Annotated in this window: 16 protein-coding genes; 6 read left to right on the top strand and 10 right to left on the bottom strand. The window is 71.7% G+C overall.

Going from position 1 to position 21,164, the window contains the following annotated elements:
• Window positions 1–174: 174 nt before the first annotated feature.
• The gene (locus POF43_RS12100; RefSeq protein ID WP_271322480.1) at window positions 175–834 is read left to right on the top strand and encodes a glycoside hydrolase family 16 protein; all 660 of its coding nucleotides are present in this window, start codon (window positions 175–177) and stop codon (window positions 832–834) included.
• Between the two features lie 260 nt (window positions 835–1,094).
• On the opposite strand, the gene POF43_RS12095 is transcribed toward POF43_RS12100, so the two are convergent.
• Window positions 1,095–2,153, bottom strand: a complete 1,059-nt coding sequence (locus POF43_RS12095; protein ID WP_271322479.1) for a sigma-70 family RNA polymerase sigma factor — start codon at window positions 2,151–2,153, stop codon at window positions 1,095–1,097.
• Between the two features lie 574 nt (window positions 2,154–2,727).
• Here POF43_RS12095 and POF43_RS12090 point away from each other — a divergent pair.
• Window positions 2,728–3,393, top strand: a complete 666-nt coding sequence (locus POF43_RS12090; RefSeq protein ID WP_271322478.1) for a maleylpyruvate isomerase family mycothiol-dependent enzyme — start codon at window positions 2,728–2,730, stop codon at window positions 3,391–3,393.
• 589 nt (window positions 3,394–3,982) lie between these two features.
• Here the strand turns inward: POF43_RS12090 and POF43_RS12085 are convergent.
• Entirely contained in the window at window positions 3,983–4,441 is a 459-nt protein-coding gene (locus POF43_RS12085; protein ID WP_271324828.1) for a hypothetical protein, read from the bottom strand.
• Between the two features lie 285 nt (window positions 4,442–4,726).
• Between POF43_RS12085 and POF43_RS12080 the strand changes: the two genes are divergently transcribed.
• A complete protein-coding gene (locus POF43_RS12080; protein WP_271324829.1) occupies window positions 4,727–5,623 on the top strand; it encodes an aminoglycoside phosphotransferase family protein in 897 nt (298 codons plus the stop codon).
• Between the two features lie 293 nt (window positions 5,624–5,916).
• Here POF43_RS12080 and pip read toward each other — a convergent pair whose 3' ends face one another.
• From pip to POF43_RS12065, 3 genes are all read right to left on the bottom strand, one after another.
• The gene (gene pip / locus POF43_RS12075) at window positions 5,917–6,876 is read right to left on the bottom strand and encodes a prolyl aminopeptidase (RefSeq protein ID WP_271324830.1); all 960 of its coding nucleotides are present in this window, start codon (window positions 6,874–6,876) and stop codon (window positions 5,917–5,919) included.
• Window positions 6,877–7,015: 139 nt separating this feature from the next.
• Window positions 7,016–7,981 (bottom strand): aldo/keto reductase, encoded by a 966-nt coding sequence (locus tag POF43_RS12070; RefSeq protein WP_303657937.1) that lies wholly within the window; start codon window positions 7,979–7,981, stop codon window positions 7,016–7,018.
• Window positions 7,982–8,204: 223 nt separating this feature from the next.
• The gene (locus tag POF43_RS12065) at window positions 8,205–8,852 is read right to left on the bottom strand and encodes a TetR/AcrR family transcriptional regulator (RefSeq protein WP_271324831.1); all 648 of its coding nucleotides are present in this window, start codon (window positions 8,850–8,852) and stop codon (window positions 8,205–8,207) included.
• A 120-nt stretch (window positions 8,853–8,972) separates the two neighbouring features.
• Here POF43_RS12065 and POF43_RS12060 point away from each other — a divergent pair, with 120 nt between their 5' ends.
• The gene (locus POF43_RS12060; protein WP_271324832.1) at window positions 8,973–9,665 is read left to right on the top strand and encodes a hypothetical protein; all 693 of its coding nucleotides are present in this window, start codon (window positions 8,973–8,975) and stop codon (window positions 9,663–9,665) included.
• 572 nt (window positions 9,666–10,237) lie between these two features.
• On the opposite strand, the gene POF43_RS12055 is transcribed toward POF43_RS12060, so the two are convergent.
• Together POF43_RS12055 and POF43_RS12050 are read right to left on the bottom strand one after the other, a co-directional pair.
• Complete coding sequence (locus tag POF43_RS12055; RefSeq protein ID WP_271325116.1) at window positions 10,238–10,906, bottom strand: class I SAM-dependent methyltransferase; 669 nt, start codon at window positions 10,904–10,906, stop codon at window positions 10,238–10,240.
• A gap of 133 nt (window positions 10,907–11,039) precedes the next feature.
• Entirely contained in the window at window positions 11,040–11,480 is a 441-nt protein-coding gene (locus tag POF43_RS12050; RefSeq protein WP_271325117.1) for a UCP032817 domain-containing protein, read from the bottom strand.
• Window positions 11,481–11,675: 195 nt separating this feature from the next.
• Here POF43_RS12050 and POF43_RS12045 point away from each other — a divergent pair, with 195 nt between their 5' ends.
• Window positions 11,676–12,965, top strand: coding sequence for a helix-turn-helix domain-containing protein (locus tag POF43_RS12045; protein ID WP_271325118.1), 1,290 nt, complete (start codon window positions 11,676–11,678; stop codon window positions 12,963–12,965).
• Between the two features lie 169 nt (window positions 12,966–13,134).
• Here POF43_RS12045 and POF43_RS12040 read toward each other — a convergent pair whose 3' ends face one another.
• From POF43_RS12040 to POF43_RS12030, 3 genes are all read right to left on the bottom strand, one after another.
• A complete protein-coding gene (locus POF43_RS12040; RefSeq protein ID WP_282704549.1) occupies window positions 13,135–17,016 on the bottom strand; it encodes an nSTAND1 domain-containing NTPase in 3,882 nt (1,293 codons plus the stop codon).
• A 977-nt stretch (window positions 17,017–17,993) separates the two neighbouring features.
• Window positions 17,994–19,076 carry a Gfo/Idh/MocA family oxidoreductase gene (locus POF43_RS12035; protein WP_271324700.1) on the bottom strand — a complete coding sequence of 361 codons (1,083 nt, stop codon included), beginning with the start codon at window positions 19,074–19,076 and terminating at the stop codon, window positions 17,994–17,996.
• The gene (locus POF43_RS12030) at window positions 19,073–19,381 is read right to left on the bottom strand and encodes a hypothetical protein (protein WP_271324699.1); all 309 of its coding nucleotides are present in this window, start codon (window positions 19,379–19,381) and stop codon (window positions 19,073–19,075) included. The genes POF43_RS12035 and POF43_RS12030 overlap by 4 nt, the downstream gene beginning before the upstream one ends.
• Before the next feature lie 1,132 nt (window positions 19,382–20,513).
• Here POF43_RS12030 and POF43_RS12025 point away from each other — a divergent pair.
• Window positions 20,514–21,047 (top strand): hypothetical protein, encoded by a 534-nt coding sequence (locus tag POF43_RS12025; RefSeq protein ID WP_271324698.1) that lies wholly within the window; start codon window positions 20,514–20,516, stop codon window positions 21,045–21,047.
• Window positions 21,048–21,164 lie beyond the last annotated feature (117 nt).

Raw genomic sequence — 21,164 nt, 5'->3', positions numbered from 1 at the left:
TCACCTTCGCCGCGACATCTTGTCATGTCCTGAACACACTTCTATAGTCCGGCATTGACCATAGGAACGCTCCCGCCCCCACTCGTTTCGAGCACTGGAGCTCCGATGTCATCAACCTTCCTGCGCCCAGGACGGCTCGCAGGTGTTCTCCTGGCCGCCCTCATGACGCTCGTCATGACACAGTCGACCGCGCACGCCAGTTCCTGGGGCACGCCCCAGGCCGTCAACTCCTGGAACATCATCAACCAGAGGTGGACGGACAACAACGAGCTGGAGACCTACACGCCCAACTGCGTCTGGTACGAGGGCAGCACGCTGGTGATCAAGACCTACAACGCGGGCAACGGCGTGTACTACTCCGGCCGCGTCGAGTCGCAGGCCGTCTACGGCTACGGCACCTACAGCTTCACCGCGAACATGCCCAGCGGGCAGGGACTGCTGCCGGCGGTGTGGGCCGCGGCCCTGAACCCGTGGCTGCCCGAGATGGACGGAGCGGAGATCGTCGGCTCCAACCCCGACACCGTCTACCAGACCTTCCACGACGACAGCAACGGCCAGACCCAGTTCGCCACGAGCAACCCGGGCGGCTGGTCCAACAACTTCCACACCTACTCGTTCACCTGGTGGCCCGACCACATCGACTTCGACGTGGACGGGGTCTACGAGGGCACCAAGTGGTACACGACCGCTCCCGGAGTGGGCATGCACTTCATCGTCGACACCGCCGTCGGCGGGGACTGGCCGGGAACCCCGGACGCCTCCACGTGGGCCACGGCCGACGGGGCCCGCTACCTCAAGGTCTCCGCGATCGAGTACACCCCGTACAACCCGTAGAAGCCCTGCGCGGGCGGCGCACCCCGCGGCGGCGCCGGGCGGTACCCCACCCCCCGGCGCCGCTGCGAGGGTGCGCTTTCGGGTGAGGGACCGCGGAAACGCGCCCGGCGGCGGGCTGGCAGGACGGCGCTTGCTCGGACGCGTCACGACGACCTCGGCGTTGGGGCCTCGGTTGTTCGTCACGGACTGCGCAATCCGCCGAAGATTCGTCGCGCAGCCAGCGCCTGACGGATGATCGCGGCAGGGTTCGGGCGGGACGGTCAGGGGAGCGAGGCGGGCAGCCCGAAGGGCGCGAAGCCGTCGGGGCCGAGGAACGAGGTGATCTCGGCGATGTGCTCGCCGCGCAGGGTCAGCACCGTGATCGACCAGGCGGCGTGCGGTCCGGCGGCGTCGTCGCCGAGGTAGAACGCCACGGTCGGCTGGCCGTTCGCGCTGGTCACGCGGTGGCGCCAGCTCGGGCAACGGGTCATGGGGACCTGCACGGCGAAGTCGGTGACCGCCTCGATGCCGCGGTACCAGTTCGGCAGTGGCGGCATCGACCAGGTGACGTCCTCGGTGAGCAGCGCGACCAGGGCGTCGGCGTCACCCCGTTCCAGGGAGGTGGCGAACCGGGTGGCGATCTCCCGCACCCGGGCGTCGCCGATCCGGCGCAGCGTCCGCTGCTGGGTGCGCGGGGGAACCCGGTGCGCGACGATCTTGCGGGCTCGCGCCAGCGCGGAGTTCACCGACGTGGTCGAGGTGGCCATCATGGTGGCGATCTCGGCGGCCGAGAAACCGAGGACCTCGAACAGCAGCAGCGCCGCCCGCTGGTTGCCCGGCAGGTGCTGCAGAGCGGCGACGAAGGCGAGTTCGACCGCCTCACGCTGCTCGTAGCGCGCGTCCGGGCCGGCCGGGTCGCCGGCGAGGCCGGCATCGGGGTAGGGGGCCAGCCAGGCGACGTCGGTCAGCGGGGCGTTGCCGTCGAGCACGGCACGGTCGCTGGACGGGCCGAGGTCGGCGGGCAGTGCCCGCCTGCCCCGGGCTTCGACGATGTCCAGGGACGTGCGGGTGGCCACCGTGTACAGCCAGGTGCGCACCGCGCTTCGTCCCTCGAAGCGCGCCAGCCCTCGCCACGCCCGCAGCAAGGCGTCCTGCAGGGCGTCGTCGGCGTCGTGGGCCGAGCCGAGCATGCGGTAGCAGTGGGCGTGCAACTCACGGCGCAACGGCTCCACGAGTCGGGTGAACGCCGCCTCGTCCCCGGCGCGCGCCCGCGCCAGGTCGGCCTCGTCGGCGCCCTGTGCCACCGCGTCCGCCAACTGGCCGGAAAGATTTTCCTCCACGAGCGACGATTGTGCCTCACAGCCGGAGTCCCACCTTCGACCGAACTCGACGTTCCCCTGGTACGAAGGACTCCTCATGACGCCGACCGGACACCACCGCCCGCCCGCGTGGTCGGACCTCGCCGCACCCTGCGCCCGCCTGGTCCGGCATCCCCGCTCCGGGCGCCCCACGAGCACGACGCTTCCACCGCGAGATGTCGGCCGGTGCTCAACGCTCTCCGTGAGACCTACGCGCCCGCCGGCGACGCGGACGGTCCGACGGGCGGGATCGGCCGGTCCGGTTCCGCCGGCCTGCGCACCGGGATTTCCCGGCACCGACCGCCGTTGACGACGTCAACGGCGGACCGTCCCCGTACGCCTGCCCATGCCCGCCCAGGCTTGGGCGCAGGCACTCGGCGGCACGGGTGTCATGGAGCCGGCTGAGATCCGCGTCAACCGGGGTCGCCGCCTCCGCCGACCCCGCCGGCAGCCTCATCGGACGGCTCAGCCGCTGACGGCCGGCGACGCCCGGAAGCCCATCACCCCGCTGCCCGGGCCGCAGCGGGTCGCACCCCACAACAGGAGACCGACCGACATGACCGGACCAGCACCGAAGCCAGACCGCGCCCGCGCGACCGACGTCTGGCCGCTCGTCCACGCCGAGCGAGCCGCCCTGACCGCCGATCTCGCGGACCTGACCGACGAGCGCTGGGCGACGCCGTCGCTGTGCACCGGACTGACCGTGCGCGAGGTGCTCGCCCACCTCACGGCCGGGGCGAGCCTGAACCCCGTGCGGTGGCTGGCGGGCGTGATCCGCTGCCGGTTCGACTTCGACAAGCAGGTGGCCATGCGGCTGGCCGAGCAGTTGGGCGCGACCCCGGCCGAGACGCTCGACAGGTTCCACCGAGTCGCCACGAGCACGACCAAACCCCCCGTCCCGACCGTGGCGATGCTCGGCGAAACGATCGCCCACGGCGAGGACATCCGGCGGCCACTGGGCATCCGCCGCGACTACCCGATCGAAACGGTCACGCGGGTGGCCCAGTACTACCAGGGCTCCGACCTGCCCGTCCTCACCAAGAAGCGCAGCACCGGCCTGCGACTCGCCGCGACCGACGGCCCCTTCACCACCGGCTCCGGACCGCTCGTGTCCGGCACCACGCTGGCGCTGACCATGGCGATGGCCGGACGCACGGCGTACTGCGACGAACTCCAGGGCGACGGGGTGGCGGCCCTACGGGAGCGTTGCACGGCCCGCTGAGTCAGCACCGCACCCATGCGCCGGGACGCGGGCGGCGTACGCACGCGAGCCGGGAGGCCGGAACGGAATCCGCCGACTGGCAGCCGGAGGATCTCGTCACGCCCCCACCTCGGTTGCCTGGCGGCCGCGTCGAGGCCCGGCGCCGGGGGGCGGGGCGGGGCGCCGGGGGCGGGTTGGTCAGCGGGTTCGTAAGGGTCTGATGCGGAGGTCCCCGTCGAACGCTGGTGGCCGGCCGCTGCGGCTGCTGCGGGCGAACCGGCTGCGGCTTCGGTCGGCACGCCGGCGAATCGCGTGGGATGTTGTGGCGTCGTTGCCAAGTCCGGATCGCCTGGGAGTTGCATCCTTGTCCTCCAGGGCGTGCCCCGGTTCGCTCCTGGACCGGCCGGGACCGAACCGGGGCACGCATTTCGCCGCCACGACAGCGGCGAACCCGGTGCAGTCGTTGACGTTCCCACGGGTGACGACGGAAGCCGGCGCCCGACCGCGTCCGCCGCCCCCGCACCGGGCTTGCGACGGTGCGGGGGTCAGGCCGGCACCCGTGCGCCACGCCGGCGGAGCGGTGCGCGGTGAGCCGGACCACCGGCCGGGGCTACGACAGCCGGGTCGCTTCGGCCGTCCCGTAGGTCGGGGCGGTCTCATCAAAGAGAGCGGTGCCCTCGAACGCGGCGCTGACCGTGGCAGCGCCGGAGACGAAATCGGCGTCGTGCGAGGTCAGCCCGGAGCCGGTGCGACCGGGGATGAAGACGGTGGCGGTGTTGCTCCGGTCCGATGTGCAGCTCACGAAGAACCCGCCGCTGCCCGACACGCCACTGTCGTAGGGGCCCTGTTGCACGCTGACCAGGACCTGGGCCGGAACCGGCCCTTGGTCGGACGGGCATACGGCGGTGAGCTTGATCTTCGCCACGCCGTTGACCACGGTGGCGCTGTCGACGGTCAGGCTCGCGGCAGCGGACGCGGGGGCGGCCGGGGCCAGGAGGGTCAGGGGAAGCACGAGCAGAGCGGACGCACCGGCACGCCGCAGCACGCGACCGGACCATGACAAAGCCATGAAGCTTTCCTCACTCTCGGACAACAACGGTCATACATAGGCATATCGAATGACCGGGGTGATCGGGTGGCGCCACACCCGCCGTGTCACCTGTTGACCGCACGGCGGCTCGCGGAGCCCGGGCGGCGCTCCTGCCGGGAGCGTTGTCCCGTACTGAGCTTGAACGCGTCGCGTCCGCTCCGTGCAACGCTGGCGGCGAATCGGGCCAGGGGCATCGCAGGGAACAGCCAGGTGTTCCAGAGGGCGGGAGCCGCTTCGCCTGCCGCTTCGGTACTGTGGCTTCGCATGACCCACGCCGCGATCGAGATCACCGCAGACCTGGTCCGCGACCTGCTGCTGGAGCAACATCCAGACCTCGCAGGGCTGGCCGTCCGCGAGGTGCCGGGCGGCTGGGGCAATCAAATGTGGCGTCTCGGGGACGAGTTGGCCGTGCGCATGCAGCGCATGGACACCACCCCGGAACTCCAGCTCAAGGAGCGGCGGTGGCTACCCGTGCTGGCGCCGCGGCTGCCGCTCCCGGTGCCGGTCCCGGTGCGATTCGGCGAACCGTCCGAGCGTTTCCCCAAGCACTGGACCGTGATGACGTGGGTTCCCGGTGAGCCGCTGGACCACGGCGCGATCAGCCGCGGCGCCCACGCGGCCGACACGCTGGCGGGCTTCCTCCGGGCACTCCATGTGGAGGCGCCCGCCGAGGCACCGATCGCCACGGACCGCGGCGCTCATCCCAGGAACTGCACGGACGGCTTCGAGCACTTCTTCCAGGCCGTCGCCTGCGACGACATCGCCGCCGACGTCCGGGCCGTCTGGGACGACGCCGTTGCGGCCCACGCGTGGCAGGGCCCGCCGGTGTGGGTGCACGGCGACCTCCATCCCGCCAACGTCGTCGTTGCGGACGGAACGCTCTCGGGCATCGTCGACTTCGGTGACATGTGCGCCGGCGATCCGGCGTGGGACCTCGCCGCCGCCTGGGTCCTGCTGCCCGCGGGCAGCGCCGCACGGTTCTTCGCCACGTACGCGCAGGCGGACGAGGCGGCGATCCGGCGTGCCCGCGGGCTGGCCGCCATGAAGAGCCTCTTTCTGATGCTCATGGGGCAGAACGGGGACCGGGGCCTTCCCGGCGGCAAGCCGCACTGGGGACCCGCTGGGCGGGCGGCACTTGATCGCGTTCTGCAAGGCGTTTGATGCGGGCACGGGACGAGATGCCGCGCTCAGGGGCTGCACGGACGGACGTTCCGTGGCCGTGGCGAATCCGACGGCGCCGGCCTGAGCTTGCGGTGGGCCACTCAGCTGGAGGGCCGTTCACCGGACGTCGTTGGCGTCGACGAGTCCGCTGACGCCCTCCATGTCGGCGCTGATGCAGGTCCGCATGTCGCACCTTCCGCGTGAGTCGGTCGCCTGTGGGGACTCCGACAGGGGTTGGCCGGGTTCGGGTTCGGGTTCGGGTTCGCGTTCGGGTTGCGCCCCGGCCCGTGGAGTCAGCGGTTCTTGAACTCCTCGATGGCGTCGCGGACCACCTGGCCGGCCGCGTCGCTGCCGGCGTGCCCGGCGTCCTCGATGATGTGCAGCCGCGCGTCCGGCCATGCCTTCGCCAGCTCCCACGCCGTCCGGACCGGGCAGCCCATGTCATGCCGGCCGTGGACGATCACCCCCGGGATGCCGGCCAGCCGGTGGGCGTTGCGGATCAGCTGGTCCTCCGTCAGCCAGGCACCGTTGCTGAAGATGTGCGCGCAGATCCGTACGAAGGAGATCCGCGCGTCGACCTCGCGGTCGCTGTACATGCCGGGCACGCCGTTGGGCTCGCCGGTGATGACCGCGTCCTCCCAGGCGAGCCAGTCGGCGGCGGCCTTCTCGCGGACCGCGCGGTCGGGGTTCTCCATCAGCCGCGCGTAGGCCGCGAGCAGGTCGCCGTCCCGCTCGTCGACGGGGACGCCGTCGCGGAACCGGTCCCACGCCTCGGGGCGGAACCGTCCGGCGCCCCGGTAGAGCCAGTCGATCTCGGAGCGGCGGGTCGTCATCACGGCCTGGATGACGATCTCGCTGACCCGCTCGGGGTACTGCTCGGCGTAGGCCAGCACGAGCGTCGGGCCCCAGGAGGCGCCGTTGAGCAGCCACTTGTCGATGCCGAGGTGTTCGCGCAGCCGCTCCATGTCGTCGATCAGGTGCCGCGTGGTGTTCAGGCTCATGTCGGCGGCCGGGTCGCTCGCGGGCGGGGTGCTGCGCCCGCAGTTGCGCTGGTCGTAGCGGATGACCCGGTAGGCCGCGGGGTCCCAGGACCGGGTCGGCCGCCGCATCGCGCCGCCGCCCGGGCCGCCGTGGACGACCAGGGCGGGCTTGCCCTCGGGGTTGCCGAGCTGCTCGTAGTAGACGCGGTTGCCGTCCCCGGTGTCGAGGAACCCGGAGTCGTAGGGAACTGTCGGGGGGTAGAAATCGACCATGACGGCCGATCCTAGGGGCAGACCCCGGCCGGCCGAACCGAATTGACCGGCTGCGGCGTCCGGCTGCGGCGTCCGGCCGCGGCACCCCGGTGGTCCGGGTGCCGCGGCGCCCGAGCGGCAGGCTTCCGGGCCGCGCCGGTCAGCGTTCGAGGGCGCGCATGCCAGCCTCGTCGTGCGTGTCGCCGGACGCGGGGGTGAGGTTGTCCAGCCGCTCGATCTGGCCGGGGGTCAGTTCCACGGCGTCGGCGGCCGCGTTCTCCTCGACGCGTTCGACGCGCTTGGTGCCGGGGATCGGGGCGATGTGGTCGCCCCGGCCGAGCAGCCAGGCCAGGGCGACCTGCGCCGGGGTGACACCCGCCTCGTCGGCGACGGCCCGGACCTCGTCGGCGCTGCGCAGGTTCCGCTGGAAGTTCTCGCCGGTGAAGCGGGGGTTCTTCCGGCGGAAGTCGGTGGCGTCGAAGTCGTCGGTGGAGCGGATCGTCCCGGTGAGGAATCCGCGGCCCAGCGGCGAGAAGGGCACGAAGCCGATGTTCAGCTCCCGCAGCACGGGCAGCACCCGCGCCTCCGGGTCCCTGGTCCACAGCGAGTACTCCGACTGGACCGCGGTCACCGGGTGGACGGCGTGCGCCCGGCGGATCGTCTCCGGGCCGGCCTCCGACAGGCCGATGTGGCGGATCTTGCCCGCGGCGACCAGCTCGGCCAGTGCGCCGACGGTCTCCTCGATCGGCACCTGCCGGTCGACACGGTGCTGGTAGTACAGGTCGATGCGGTCGGTGCCCAGCCGCTTCAGTGAGCCCTCGACGGCCACGCGGATGCTGGCCGGGCTGCTGTCGAGCTGCCCGGAGGGCCGCCCGGTGTGCGAGATGAAGCCGAACTTCGTCGCCAGCACCACCTCGTCGCGGCGGCCCTTCAGCGCCCGGCCGACCAGCTCCTCGTTGACGTAGGGCCCGTAGACCTCGGCGGTGTCGAGGAACGTGACCCCGAGTTCCAGGGCCCGGTGGACCGCGCGGACGGACCCGGCGTCGTCCTGGCCCGCGCCGCTGTATCCGTGGGACATGCCCATCGCACCCAGCCCGATTCGCGATACCCGCAGGTCACCGAGCATGACGTTGCGCACAGTACTTCTCCTCTCCTCGCGGGACACCGTCCCGCTGCGGCCGGCTCTTCCCCCGCCCCACTCTTCCGTACCCGCGGGCCGGGGAAGTCCACGGCGGGGCCGCCGTGATCCCACCCTCCCGCGCATCCCGGACGTTCAGGTATGGACGCGGCCCATCTGCTCGCCCCACCTGCCCGCACGGCACATCACCCCCTCCAACGGTGAAGGCCGCTCAGCGGTGTGCGTCGCGGTGGCGGTCGGGTGTGGAGAGGTAGGCGATCGCCATGTCGCTGAGTTCGTCCGCGTAGCGGCGCCTGGCCGTTTCGCCGGTGACGGGGTCGGGGCGCACGGAGTTGTGGAAGCAGGCGCCGAGGATGGCGCGGGCCACGGTGTCCAGCGCCGCCCGGGGGGTGGAGCGCCGGACCTGGTCGGCGTAGGGGGCCGCCGCTTCGAGCAGGAGGCGGTGGATCTCGGTGATGGTGCGGGCGCCGCGGTCCAGCGACCTGGTTCCCCGCACGCGCAGCAGCTCGGGGAACAGACCGCTGTCGGCGAAGGACTCCAGCAGGGCGTGCGCGTAGGCGTCCATGACGCCGGAGAGCGACGGCCCGGCCGCGCGCAGTCGCTCGGCGACGTACTCCTCACGGCGCTCCAGCATCCGCTCGGCCAGGGCGGTGATCAGCTGCTCCTTGTCCTCGAAGCGGCGGTAGATCGTGCCGACCGAGACGCCCGCGCGTTCCGCGACGCCGGTCATCGTCATCTCCTCCAGGCCGGCCGAGGAGGCGATCTCCTCAGCCGCCCGCAGTACGCGGGCCAGTGTCGCGGCGCTGCGTGCCTGCCGGGGTTCCCGGTAGTGCGGTGGGCGGTCCTGCTCGTCCGGCATGGCCCGCATCGTAGTAGCGGAGGTCTCAGCGGGTTCCTTTGACAAGTGCCGCGCTCCTCTGAGTACTCTCAAAATGTAAATATGAATTCGCATTTACATACTACCCGGAGGTTCGACCCCATGACCACCACCCAGACTTCCCCGCCCGTGACCGTGACCCTCGAGTCCGGGCCCAGCGGCTCCGGGAGCATCGACGACTTCGAGCTGTTCTATGCCCGGCGCGCCCTGGACCGCTTCCGGACGCGACTGGGCCGCCAGGGCCTGCTCGACCTGCTGGCAGCGGACATCGAGGAGGGGAACAACTTCCTGAGGGACAGCGCCCGCGCCTCCGACGGCCGCTTCACGGCGGGCACGACGGTGCTCTCGACCCGGGGCCTGACCTCGGCGGCGTTCCTGGCCTGGATGGACAAGGCGTTCGCCGGCGACGAGCACGCCCTCCTCGCCGCGCACCCCGAGCACTACGTGATGGGCACCGATGCCATCGGAGCGCGGGTGGTGGAGAACATCGGCCCCCACGTCTGCTCCTTCTACATGGGCGGCTGGGGAACGGACGCGATGGCATGGGCCGTGGACGCGGACGAGCTCCTGCCGGAGTCCGAGTTTCCGCACAGGATGTCCTCGAACCTCTTCCTCGCCGACGGCACCGTCGTCGGGCGGGCGCTGATCCAGTTCGGTGACACCGCCGACGGCTTCACGGCGAGTCTGTCGGTCTACTTCCCCGCCGCGGCGCCGGACGACGTCCTGGAGCACCATCTGCGGCACTACGCCGTCGAGTTCAGGAACTGGATCGTCGCGGCGGCGGCCCACGCCTGAGGCCTTCGGCCGGACGCCGGATACCGGATACCGGACGCCGGACAGCTTCGACTTCCGTGAGCCGTACGGCCCGGCGCCCGGTCGGCAGCCTCATGACTGCCGACCGCGTCAGGGCGACACCGACCGGCCACTCCCCCGGCTCGCCCCCTCCCCCGGATCGTCCGCGCCCCGCTCTCCCGCGCCGGCACCGGTCTCGTCCACGGTCCGGCCGGCACCGGCAAGATCCTCGCCGTCGAGACGGCACGCGGAGCCCACGAGGCGCTCGCCCTGGTGTCCCGGGCTGGGGTGCACGGGCGTGGGCGTGCGCGCGTGCGCGCGCGTGCTTGCGTACTTACGTGCGCGGGTGCGCGTGCTTACGTGCGCGGGTGCGCGTGCTTACGTGCGCGGGTGCGCGTGCTTACGTGCGCGGGTGCGCGTGCTTACGTGCGCGGGTGCGCGTGCGCGCGTGACTTCGTGTGTACGCCTGCGTTGCGCCGGTGGGCGGGCCTGCGGGCGTGAACGTCATCACCGCGCAACCGATCACCCGCCACCGCCGCACCGCGGATCGCGGTAGCCGCTTCGGTGACGTGCGGTTACCCGGCGCGGCGGGCGCGCACCATGAGGGTTCCGACGTCGTCGGGGTCGGGGGCGGGGAGGATCGTGGCGTCGATGTCGGTGAAGCCGGTCCGTTTGAGGAGGTCGGCCCACCACTGGGGGCTGTACGCCCACCGCAGGAGGGTGAGCTTTCGACCCGCCAGGCCGTTGCCGTACATCGGCTGGGGGCCGTAGTAGTCCTCGATCGGCTCGGCCTGGGAGAAGGCGAGGACGCCACCGGGTTCGAGGCGCTCCGCGACGAGCGGGATCAAGTCGTCTGGGTCGGTGAACCAGACCGCGCCCCAGATGGAGAAGATCGCATCGTAGGTCGCCGGGCTGGACGTGAGGTAGTCGCACGCTTCGGCATGGGCGAAAGTCAGGCCGGGGGTGCCGCCCCACCAGTTGCGGGCGCGGGCGATCTGAGCGGTGGAGAAGTCCAGTGCGGTCACCGCCACACCGCTGCGCGCCAGGTACACGGCCTCGCCGCCTTCGGCACAGCCGAGTTCCAGCGCGGTACGGGGAGCGCCGAGGAACTCGGCTCCCGGACCGTGCCCGTCGTACTGGGTCCACGCGAACCTGTCGACCTCGGGCGCCGGTTGATCGCCTTCACCGCGGTGAGGCTTGTAGCTGTCCCAGTATTCGGGCAGGTTGGTCGACTCACGGGGCATGCGTTCCTCCGGAAGGGGTGGCGAGCTGGATGGTATCCACCCAGCTCGCCTGCGACAGAGGAATCGCGACATTTCACAGAGGCACCGGCGAGGCTCGGGCCGGTGGGCCCGAAGCTCGCCGGTACGGGCGAAGTCAGTGGCAGTTCTCGCCGGGGCGACACGGACCGCACTTGCCGTAGTCCCGTTCCCACAGCTTCCAGTCGACGAGGAAGCCGTTGTCGGCGATGATCCGCGCGGTCCGTTCGACGGAGCCGTCGTACTTGAACGCGATCTCGGGGATGTGCTCCAGGAACTTGCCGTCGAAGTGCTCCTGACACCACTCGCGGTAGTTCTTCGTGTCCAGGATGAAGACGTGCACGGCGGTGTCGACCAGTCGCCCGCAGCACATCTCCAGCCCCTGGCCCCACTTGTCGATGGCGGTGACCAGGTAGGAGACAGCGGCGGCGAAGAGCCGGTCGGCCATCACCTCGTCGAACGGGTGGTCGCGCATGAGGAGTTGGATCTCGCGGTCCCACACGTCGGGCCTGACGTAGTTCCGCGGGTCACGGACCGTCGTTTCCAGCGCTGTTGCCATGAGTGTCCTCCGTGGTGTGGGCCCCTTGCCGGGAGGCTGGGCCGTGAATCCAGGAAACCGCCCGGACCGGCATGTTCAGTGATCGATTGCCGTATTCCGCTCGTCATGTGCACATCGCGCATATCGGGTGGGCGACTCGTTGATCAGCACGTATTGTGGATAGACAGTCTGCTGGCTCCAGGCGGGGGAGGCCTGATGAGCACTGATCTGCTGTGGAGCACGCGTCAGGTCCGTACGTTCGTCGACTGTCGTGATCCCGGTGGACTCATCCGGATCGGGCGTCAGGTCCGCGGGTGGCGTCAGGCGGATCTGGGCGCGCGCATCGGCTGTTCCGCTTCCACGATCTCCCGTCTGGAGCAGCACGGCCGGCAGGCCGACCTCGCCTTGTTACGGCATGCCGCCCGGGAGGTGGGGGTACCGACAAATGTCCTAGCGGCGTCCTTGGGGTTGGGCGTCCCTCCAGCCACTACAGTTGCGCGGGAGGAATCGCGCCGTGCCGAGGAGGACCCGATGCGCCGCCGAACACTGCTCGCCGCCACCGGGCTCACCGTGCCCGCCGCACTCCTGTCAAGCATGCAGGATGCTTTGGCCAGCATGCCCGACCCCACCGGCTCCCACCTCCCCGTCGACGTGCGGCTCGCCACCGCACGGCAGCATTTCGACGCCGGCCACAACACCCGGCTGCTCCAGTTGCTGCCCGGCCTGCTGGCCGACGCTCAATACGCGGCCCGCAGTCGACACGAAACAGCCCTTGCCAGCCTGTCGGCGACCTACAGTCTCGCTTCCCAGATTTTGACGAAGATCGGCCGATACGACCAATCCCGGCTGGCTGCCGACCGTGCCACGGTGTACGCGGAGCTGTCCGGCTCGCCGCTCGTGGCCGCAGCGGCCGCACGCGAACTGAGCATCGTGCTGCGCCATCAGAACCAGCCCGCTGCGGCTCAGCGGCACATTCTGGACGCTGTCGCGCGGATGGAAGCCACCGGACTGCGTACGGACGCACAGGCGTCGGCCTACGCACAGATGCTGTGCACCACCTCCTACACAGCGGCGGTGGCCGGCGATCGAGATCAGGCGCTGGCCATGATCCATGAGGCGACGCGGGCCGCCCGCGGCCTTCCCGATGAGGCGCCGACAGGTCGGCTCTTCCCCCTGACTCCGGCCGCTGTGGACCTCTACGCGGTCGGCGTGCACTGGGCGCTCGGCGATGCCGGTACTGCCCTTGAGACCGGCCGCCGGCTCCACGAGGACCAGTTCAGGACGGCCGAACGGAAAGGGCGAATGCACACCGACCTCGGTCGGGCCTGGTGGCAGCGTGGCAAGCCGGAGCAGACTGCTGCCGAACTGCTCGCTGCTGCGCGCGTCTCCCCCAGCGAGGTCCGGGATCGTCCGACGATCCGACAGATCGTCACCGACCTGCACTCCCGGCATCCCCGGACCCCGGGCGTACGCGAGTTGGTCGCCGTCACGCGCGTCGCGGTCTGATCCACTCCGGCGACGATGACGGATCGGCTCCGCGCCCGGCGGGTCGACCACCCCGGTGGCCCGCAGCCGGTCGGCCGGGCCCGCGGGCGGCGCGGCGGGGTCCGCCACAACGAGGACAGGCAGCAAGCGGGCGACGGCCTACCGCCCAACTCCCCCGCACCGGCCCCGGTCAGTAACCGGAACCGCATGTCCGGTGATAGGGGACGGTGGTGATGTCCTCCTGCCACTGGGAGAAGGAGAGACCCACCCCGCCGAGGCGGGCGCACAGCTGGGCGACCATGGACGACGGGCTGAGGTCGATCGTCTGCAACGGGGTGTGCAGGCCCTGGGCGTACAGCACGTCGCCCTGCGGGGCGAAGGCCAGGGCCCGGATCGCGTCACCGGTGGTCGGGAACGCGCTGCCCAGCAGTTTCCAGTCGGTCGTGTCCCAGACGGACACGGTGCCGTCGGGGTCGGTGACCGCCAGCAGGCGCCCCTGGGCCGAGAAGGCCATGACGCGGTCCTGATCCGCACCGGAGGCGGAATCGCCGCGTTGCAGCCGCCTGAGAGCTACTTGGGGCTCCCCGTCGTACACGGTGAGCCGACCGGACGCGTCGTCGACGGCGAGGAACCGGCCGTCCGGGCTGAAGGCGGTCACCGCTCCGCTGTCGGTATCGGCGTAGACGCCGGCGACGTCCGGGCTGAAGGAGACGTTGAGCGGTGTGAATTCCGCGCCGGTACCGGGAGCAGGCGGTCCGCCTGTGACGATCAGCTGATTGTCCTGTGAACCGAACACCACGTCCTGCTTCCCGCTCGGCACGGGCATGCTCCACGGCCCCTTTCCCGCCGGCGTGTTCCGAGCGGACAGGTCGTACAACTCGACGTCGTGGCGGGGCCCGTTGGTCACCAGGAGCGCCAGACGCTGCCCGGAGGTGTCGAGGGCGAACCCGGAAACGGTGCCGGGCGGGAGGCCGACGGTCGTGACGAGGCGGCCGTCGGAGACGTTCCGGATCGCCACGGCGTCGGGAGGGCCGTGACCGGTCGCCCGCGTAGAGGTGGTATAGGCGAGCCGGCTTCCGTCCGCGCTGAACACCAGAGGTGAGGCGGCCGTCTGCGCGGTCCCGACGGCTTTCGGCGGAACCACGTCCGGCACGTACCGGGTCCTCGGCCGGCCGCCGCCCCGCGGTGCGGTCGTCAGACGCGCGGTTGTGCTCCCCGCCGGCAACACGGCGCGCGCCCCGTCCGCGCTGAGGGCTACGGCGGCGTACCCACGGGGGTCCCAGGTGGTGGAGACCGCGGTGCCCAGGTCGATGGTCCGCACGTGCCACGACTGTCCCGGCGTGCCGTCGTCCGCGGAGGTCGTCAGATAGCGGAGGGTGTGCTGCGACGTGTCGAGGACCGGCTGGCGTACCGGGGAGCCGTCCAGCTCGATGTGCCGGACCGGCCGGCCGGGATCGCTCACCCGCCACAGTGTCGCCGCGCCGGCGCCGGCGGTGAGGAGGAAACGCCCGTCGTCGCTGTAGACGACCGTGGTGGCGAGGCCCGTGCCGGGGTCCGCCGGGGACGGCCTCATCGTCGGCAGTGCGCGGCCGTCGGTGCTCCAGCGGCGGAGGGCGCCGTGGCCGTCCGGCAGGGCCAGGGACCGACCGTCGGGGGCGAAGGCCGGGGCGGGGCCGGGGTCGGCGGCGGACACCGCTCGGGGGCAGGCGGTGCCGGCCCCGTCACCGGTGAGGGTGACCGCACGGTGGCCCGCCACGTTCCACAGGGCCGGCCGGCCGTCGTCGCGGCACCAGGCGATGTAGTGGGCGCCAGCGCTGACCGCGACCGGCCGGTCGTAGGTGGACGCGGCGGGGGTAGCGGCGAGGAGGCGGGGGCCGGCGGTGCTCCACAGTTCGGCCCGGGTGCCCGACGGGCCGCGGCCCATGACGGCGACGGCGTCTCCGGAGGGGTCGAACTGCGGCACGCCGGTCGACGACCCGAACGGCTTGCCCTGCCGCCGCCGTGACGTGGTCCTCCACAGTTGCAGCGCGCCACCGGGCGTCTGGCCGACGAGTTCGGAGCCGTTGTCGCCGACCGCGAGGAGACCCGGGGAGGGGACGGACGGACCGCCGATCGTGTCGCCCTGCGGTTGCGGGCCGCCGGGGCCGGTCAAGTCCCAGGTCCGTACGCCCTGCGCCCCGGCGCTGAGCACGGTGGTGCCCTGCCGGACGAGGAACGGCGGCCCGGCGGTCGTGTCCCGGGGGACCGCGAAGTCGTCCTGCTGCGGTTGCGTCGCGGCCTCGGCGAGTGCGGACCAGGTCGACGAAGTGCCGGCGAGGTCGTACGCGGCCACGGCCAGCCGCATCGCCTGCCGCGGGTCGGAGTCGCGCAGCGCGCCGGCGCGTCCCAGAGCCTGGCTCACCGCGGCGTACCGCAGACTGTTGCGGGCCGATATGACGGTGTCCTGCCAGAGAAGCGGTCCCCCGAGAAGGGCGGTCGCGACGAGGACGCACATTGAGGTGATCAGTACGCGTATGCGCCGGGCGGTTCGTGCCCCGTGGCGTTGATCCGACTCACCCGACTCGTAGCTGGCGTCGAGGAAGGAGCGTTCGCCACGCGTCAGTTCGTCGCGATGATCGGGGTCGGCGAAGGCGGCCCGCGCCGCCGACAGCTGGGAGCCGCGGTAGAGCGCCCCGGGATCGTGGTCCAGTTCGTCCCAGGTACCGGCGTCGGCGCTCAGCCGGCGGTGCAGGCGCAACCGGTCACGTGCGGCGTCGATCCAGCCGCGCAACCTGGGCCAGGCGGTGAGCAGGGCCTCGTGGGCGAGGGTGACGGTCCCCCCGTCCAAGGTGATCAGCCGTGCCCCGGCCAGCCGTTCGACGACTTCGAGGCAACGGGTACGCTCGCCCGCCCGGCAGTCGATCACCAGTTCCTCGCGCGTGGCCGGCCGGCCGGTGTCGGCGGAGCCCTGTCCCGGCGTGACGAGGCGCAGCAGGACGCGCCGGGCGGTCGCCGCCTGCTCGGCGGACAGCCGCCGGTAGACGCTCTCGGCGGTCCGCGCGATGGCTCCCTGCATGCCGCCCGCGCTCTCGTACGCCGCAAGGGTCAACGTGCGGCCCTTGCGGCGCCGCCAGGTCTCCAGCAGCGCGTGGGACATCAGGGGGAGGCCACCGGGCTTGTCCGCCGCGTCGGCGACGATCCGGGCGGTCAGTCCGCGTTCCACGGTCAGGCCGAGCGTGGCGGCCGGTCGCACGACGACGTCCCTCAGCTCGGCCGGTTCCATCGGTCCGACGAGCAGGGTCGCGTGCCGCAGCGCCTCGGCCAGCCGCGGGTGCTCGGCGCAGCGGCCGAAGAAGTCGGCCCGCACGGCGATCACCACGCGCAGCCGGCTGTCCGGCTCGACGGCCGTCATCAGCAGGTCGAGGAAGGCGGACCGCCGACCGGGGTCGCCGCACAGCGTGAAGAGTTCCTCGAACTGGTCGACCAGGACCACCGTGTCGCCGTCGCCCCGGTCCGGGGTCAGCGCCGCCGCGGGGCCGGGGAACGGATGCGGGCCGGGGGTGAGTATCCGGATGGCGGCCGGACGCGGCGGGGCACCGGCGTCACCACCGGTTCGCAGGAGCGGGACGAGCCCGGCGCGCAGCAGGGACGACTTGCCGCTGCCGGACGCCCCGACGAGGGCGACCAGCCGGTGTGCGCGCACGTGGGCCGCGAGGTGGGCGACGAGACGGTCGCGGCCGAAGAACAGGTCGGCGTGCGCCGGCTCGAACCGTCCCAGACCGCGGTAGGGCACCGCGTCCCCGTCGTCCGGCCGCTGCCGCTCTCTGTCCTCGCGGGACGCGTCCTGCCAACGCCGTCGCCATTCCCGCTCGTCCCCACCGCAGGCCCGGACGTAGGCGAGCAGCACCGGCAAGGTCATCAGCCGTTCCCCGGCGGCGGCCTGCGACAGGGTGCTCGCCGCGAACGCCGTGCGGGCGGCCATCGCCCGGTAGGAGGGTCGGCCGGCCTCCTCCCGCAGGACGCGCAGCGCGTGGGCCAACGCCTGCACCGGCCCCTCGGCGGGATCGAGCGGACCCTCGGGACGACCCGGCATCGGTCTGCTCCCCCCTTTCCTTCCGTACATGACATCGAGAGCTGATGGGCTGTCAGGTCAGGAGGCGGGCTCGGAGTGAGGCAATCGCGCCGATACCGGTGAATGCGCACAGATCCGAACTCGGCGCGGCGTCGCTCCCCCTACACCGCGGCACGGCGCCCGCGCCTCCCTCTGCGGCGTTGAACCGACTGTCGGCGCCACGTCTGTTCCCCTCCCGCGCCTCGCTGATCCGGCCGTGCTCGTGGGCCGGATATCGAGTCCATCCGGGGCCGCATTGATTGACAGCCCCCCGGCGCCACCGTGAACAATGCCGTGGCAACATCTCGGTACGCGGCGCGTTCGGCAGATGACCGGGCGTCGTGCCCCACCAACTCGCCGGTGCGTTCCTCGACGCGTTCAATCGACCGCGCCGGTGAGGCCGTGGCCGGCGTTGGCCAGCACGCCGTACGCGCGCGGTCGAGGTCGGAACCCGGAGTCCACGGCCTCTCGGGGCCTCAGCGGGCCCGGCCGCGTCGAAGCGGCGGGGCTGGGAGGCCGCCCGACATGCCTGTGGCCCACCGGGTCGCGGTGGGCCACAGGCAGGGTCGGGATCAGAGCAGACCGAAGTGACCGAGGAAGAGACCGAGGTGGGCGAAAACGTGGACAGCGATCATGATGACTTCTCCTGTGACAATCAGCTATCTGCCCCGGTCCCTGACGGACTGGGAGCGACCCATCATCGGGGTGCTCTGGATATGTGACCCGCCCCTGCCGCACCATGTGCACCGCATTCCACTCTGCACACACCCTTCTGAATCATCATCAGATGATCACTCAATGGCAACCACCGGCGACGGCCCCCCGGTCGGAAGGCCGGACCCGTTCGAGCTCCCGGGTGCCGCCGCCCCCAGCCGCACCCCGCGCAGTACCGGTACCGGCACCGGCACCCGGCACCCGGCACCCGGCACGCACGAGTACGCCGACTCCGGGAACGCGGCTCAGGATCGGCTCCACTGCGGGGTGAGGGCGGTCCCGGGCGACAGCGGCGCCCCGGACAGTTCGAGCGCGGACCGGTAGCGGCCGGCGACCGCGGCCAGGCGCCTGGTGGGGAGGGTGTCGAGCGCGGGCGGGGAATCGCCGTCCGCCGACAGCGCCCACGCGAACATGGTGTGCGGGGCGGAGTCCGACACGATCCGCCAACGGGTTCCGACGGACGAACGGATGGTGACGCGGTGCCGGTCGCGCCCGAGCCCGTGGCCGTCCGGGTCGGTCACGGGGGCGAACTCGACCGTCCAGGAGCCGTGGTCGGTGGACACGTCGAGAACGCGCCGCCGACCGCCCGGCCCCGATGGGAACCGTCGTACCCAACCGGGAGTGTCGCCGCGGCTGTCCGCAGCGGGGGCGTCCACCGTCGAGAACAGTTCCAGTTCGCAATCGTCGGCCAGAACGGTCCGCTCCCACGCGGTGGTCGTACCCCTGTCCGGGCTGCGGAGCAGGCTGGCGGCCGCCGGCCCGCGCAGGTACGCGGTGAGCGTCTGCGGGGCGAGCACATGGCGGAGCAGGGCGAGCATGTGGACCCATTCGTACCCGAACACGCCGTAGCCGTCGCCCATGAAGCGGTCACCCGCGATATCGGGCCGGCGGTCGGTGAAGGCCATCCGGATGCTGCGGACAGGGCTTCTGCCACAGGTACCCTCCGCCGTGGTCCGCGCGTCTGCGGCCACCCGGGCGAAGCGGTACTGGTCGGCCGACATCAGCCGGGCGGCCGGATGCGCCGCTTCCTCAGCGGCGAACGCCTCGATCTCGCCGGGCAGGCAGAGCGGCGTTTCGACCAGGATGCGGGCGGCCGGGTCGCGCCGAAGAATCCGCCGAACGGTGGACAGGTGATCCCTGGTGGGCGTGCACACCGACCACAGGTCGATCGCGCAGACCGCCGGTACGTCCTCCACGTACGGCACATGGGCCGCGACCAGATCGCTGGACACCGGGTCGGCGGTGATCACCGTGACGCCCATCCCGACGAGCAACTGGCGGTGCACGCGGCCGGCGCGTCCCAGTCCGACCACGCAGGCCCGGGTCACGCGGCCTCTCCCCCGCGCGGCACCGCACGGCTCGCAGCGACGCATGTCCGGCAGGAGCGCCGGTGAAGCCCGGAAGGCTGGTTGACTTCGCCGCCGGTCGTCGTCCTGTGCCCACCGGGTCCGCCGGGCACGGTGCGGGCCCGCGGCTCCCGGACCAGGATCAGGACGAGGACCAGGACCAGGACCAGGACCAACGTCCCGGTCAGGTAGGTGTCGTAGCCGCGGCGGGGTACGCGCTCGTACTCCCGGCCGGCGGAGATCGGCACCGTGTGCTCGCTGAACTCCCGAGCGGTCTGAGAATGCACGTTTCACCCTTCTCGTGGTTGCGTGCGCGAGAGCGGACTCGTACGTCGGCCTCGCGCGGAAGTTCGTCAGATGATCAGCCGCCGGCACGCGACAGGCTGCTGCTCACCGGTCAGCTGACACGTCGTTGAGGCCGCCGCCCCGGCGATCCCACCTCTCCTGCGTGCGACCACGGCTGCCGCACCGCCGAGGCGGTCGCCGGGACGGCGCACCGTGCGGGCGTCCGCGTTCTCGGCGGACGAGGCGGGTGCGGACCGGGCCGGGCCCTGGGAGCCCTGACTGTGCTCTGCTGTACGTCACCGATCCTCTGACCGACCACGCCCCCGCGGCAGTCACCGGTTTCCGGTCCCGCAGGCCCGGTCCCGGAGTCACGTGACGTGCGGCGACCAGGGCACGGGCCGCATGAGGCGCACCAGCTGCACGGTCCCGTTTCACCACCTGCTCCGGACCCCACGCCGCGGCTTGGTCGACGTCCCGACAGCGGGAATCACCGCGCCGCGCCCCGGCAACGGCTGATGTCGCGCCGGCAAGGCGGCGGGGGCCGTCACGCCGAACGCCTCGCCCTGCGTAATAGCCGACCCGTGTTCACGACGCGGCGAGCGGTCCGCGGGACCACCCGAGCGTCAGCACCGGCCCGCGGTGCGTTTCGGTACCTGCCCGCGCGGAGTGGCGCGGGCGTTCGGGAACGCGATCGCGTGACTTGGAGGGCTGCCGCGAAACCGCGAGAGTTGTTCCTGCAAGCGAAGAGGAATTGCACCGGTCCACCATGAACAGAACGGTCGGCGGAGGAACCGCTCCGCCGGCGCCGGGGTACCGCAACAGGGGTTCGAAAGACCAACGTGTGTTCGGGCCGACGGCGGGCCTCAATGGGGGGCGTACGCAACCGGGTTCCGCCCACCGGGGAGGGGGAAACCACCGGTGGCCGTGGGGGTGCGCCGGAGTGAGCCGTTCAGCGGCGAACGTTCGCGGTTACGGAATGTTTCGCGGCTTGCGGCCAACCTGCCACCGGTGGAAGGAAAGTGCGGATTTCGGTTCCTCGGGCTTTTTAGACTCGTCGCGCTCCATTGAGGCGAGAGCAACATTCCGCGATGTTCGTCGTGGAATTCCGTGGATGTTTCCTGGGAGGGGAAGTACATGCGTACATCTGTGTTCTCCGTGCTGCGAGGAGGAGCCGTCGTGACGGCGGTGCTCGCGAGTGCCGGACTGGCGTTGCCGCAGGCGGCCGGTGCCGCCACTCCCGCGTCCGCCCCGGCGGCGGCCACCGCGGTCGCGGCCGCTCCGGTGGTCCACCACCTCGCGGCGACCGCTCCGAAGGTCGTCGCCCCGGCGACGAGCTACGGCTGTGCGGGCAGTCAGATCGACACCTACAACGTGAAGCTGTCCAGCGGCGCCGTCTGGGGTGTGGTGCACCTGTACTACGACGCGGCGACGCGGGACAACTGCGCCGTCAACGTCAAGACGACGGCCGGGGGTTACGGCACGTCGACCTGGACGACCGTCGACCTGAGCAGCTCCAGCTCGGGGCAGCACTCCGACGACGGCTACTACACCGAGTACGCCGGCCCGGTGTCGGTCTACGCGCCGAGCGAGTGCGTCGCGATCACCGCCTCGGTCGGCAGCGGCACCTCGGTGGCCAAGCTCAACACCGGCAACGTGCACTGCGGTTGATCCCGTAGAACCCGGGACGTCCAGCTGAAGCCCGGGACGTCCGGTCGGCGTCGGCTGCGTTCGCGGCGGAGGCCGGACGGGTGTCCCGTGCCGCGCCGGGGGGTGCGGCACGGGACC

The sequence above is a fragment of the Streptantibioticus silvisoli genome, from assembly GCF_027947535.2.
Lineage (GTDB): Bacteria > Actinomycetota > Actinomycetes > Streptomycetales > Streptomycetaceae > Streptantibioticus_C > Streptantibioticus_C silvisoli.
Note: the sequence above shows the minus strand (reverse complement) of the source record. Positions and strands in the feature narration are given on the sequence as shown.

Coding starts and splice junctions, on each gene's coding strand:
- POF43_RS12090 (WP_271322478.1), top strand. CDS start 2,728: ATGACCGGACCAGCACCGAAGCCAGACCGCGCCCGCGCGACCGACGTC.
- pip (WP_271324830.1), bottom strand. CDS start 6,876: ATGGTCGATTTCTACCCCCCGACAGTTCCCTACGACTCCGGGTTCCTC.
- POF43_RS12055 (WP_271325116.1), bottom strand. CDS start 10,906: ATGCCCCGTGAGTCGACCAACCTGCCCGAATACTGGGACAGCTACAAG.
- POF43_RS12080 (WP_271324829.1), top strand. CDS start 4,727: ATGACCCACGCCGCGATCGAGATCACCGCAGACCTGGTCCGCGACCTG.
- POF43_RS12085 (WP_271324828.1), bottom strand. CDS start 4,441: ATGGCTTTGTCATGGTCCGGTCGCGTGCTGCGGCGTGCCGGTGCGTCC.
- POF43_RS12100 (WP_271322480.1), top strand. CDS start 175: ATGACACAGTCGACCGCGCACGCCAGTTCCTGGGGCACGCCCCAGGCC.
- POF43_RS12025 (WP_271324698.1), top strand. CDS start 20,514: ATGCGTACATCTGTGTTCTCCGTGCTGCGAGGAGGAGCCGTCGTGACG.
- POF43_RS12065 (WP_271324831.1), bottom strand. CDS start 8,852: ATGCCGGACGAGCAGGACCGCCCACCGCACTACCGGGAACCCCGGCAG.
- POF43_RS12060 (WP_271324832.1), top strand. CDS start 8,973: ATGACCACCACCCAGACTTCCCCGCCCGTGACCGTGACCCTCGAGTCC.
- POF43_RS12070 (WP_303657937.1), bottom strand. CDS start 7,981: ATGCTCGGTGACCTGCGGGTATCGCGAATCGGGCTGGGTGCGATGGGC.
- POF43_RS12045 (WP_271325118.1), top strand. CDS start 11,676: ATGAGCACTGATCTGCTGTGGAGCACGCGTCAGGTCCGTACGTTCGTC.
- POF43_RS12040 (WP_282704549.1), bottom strand. CDS start 17,016: ATGCCGGGTCGTCCCGAGGGTCCGCTCGATCCCGCCGAGGGGCCGGTG.
- POF43_RS12050 (WP_271325117.1), bottom strand. CDS start 11,480: ATGGCAACAGCGCTGGAAACGACGGTCCGTGACCCGCGGAACTACGTC.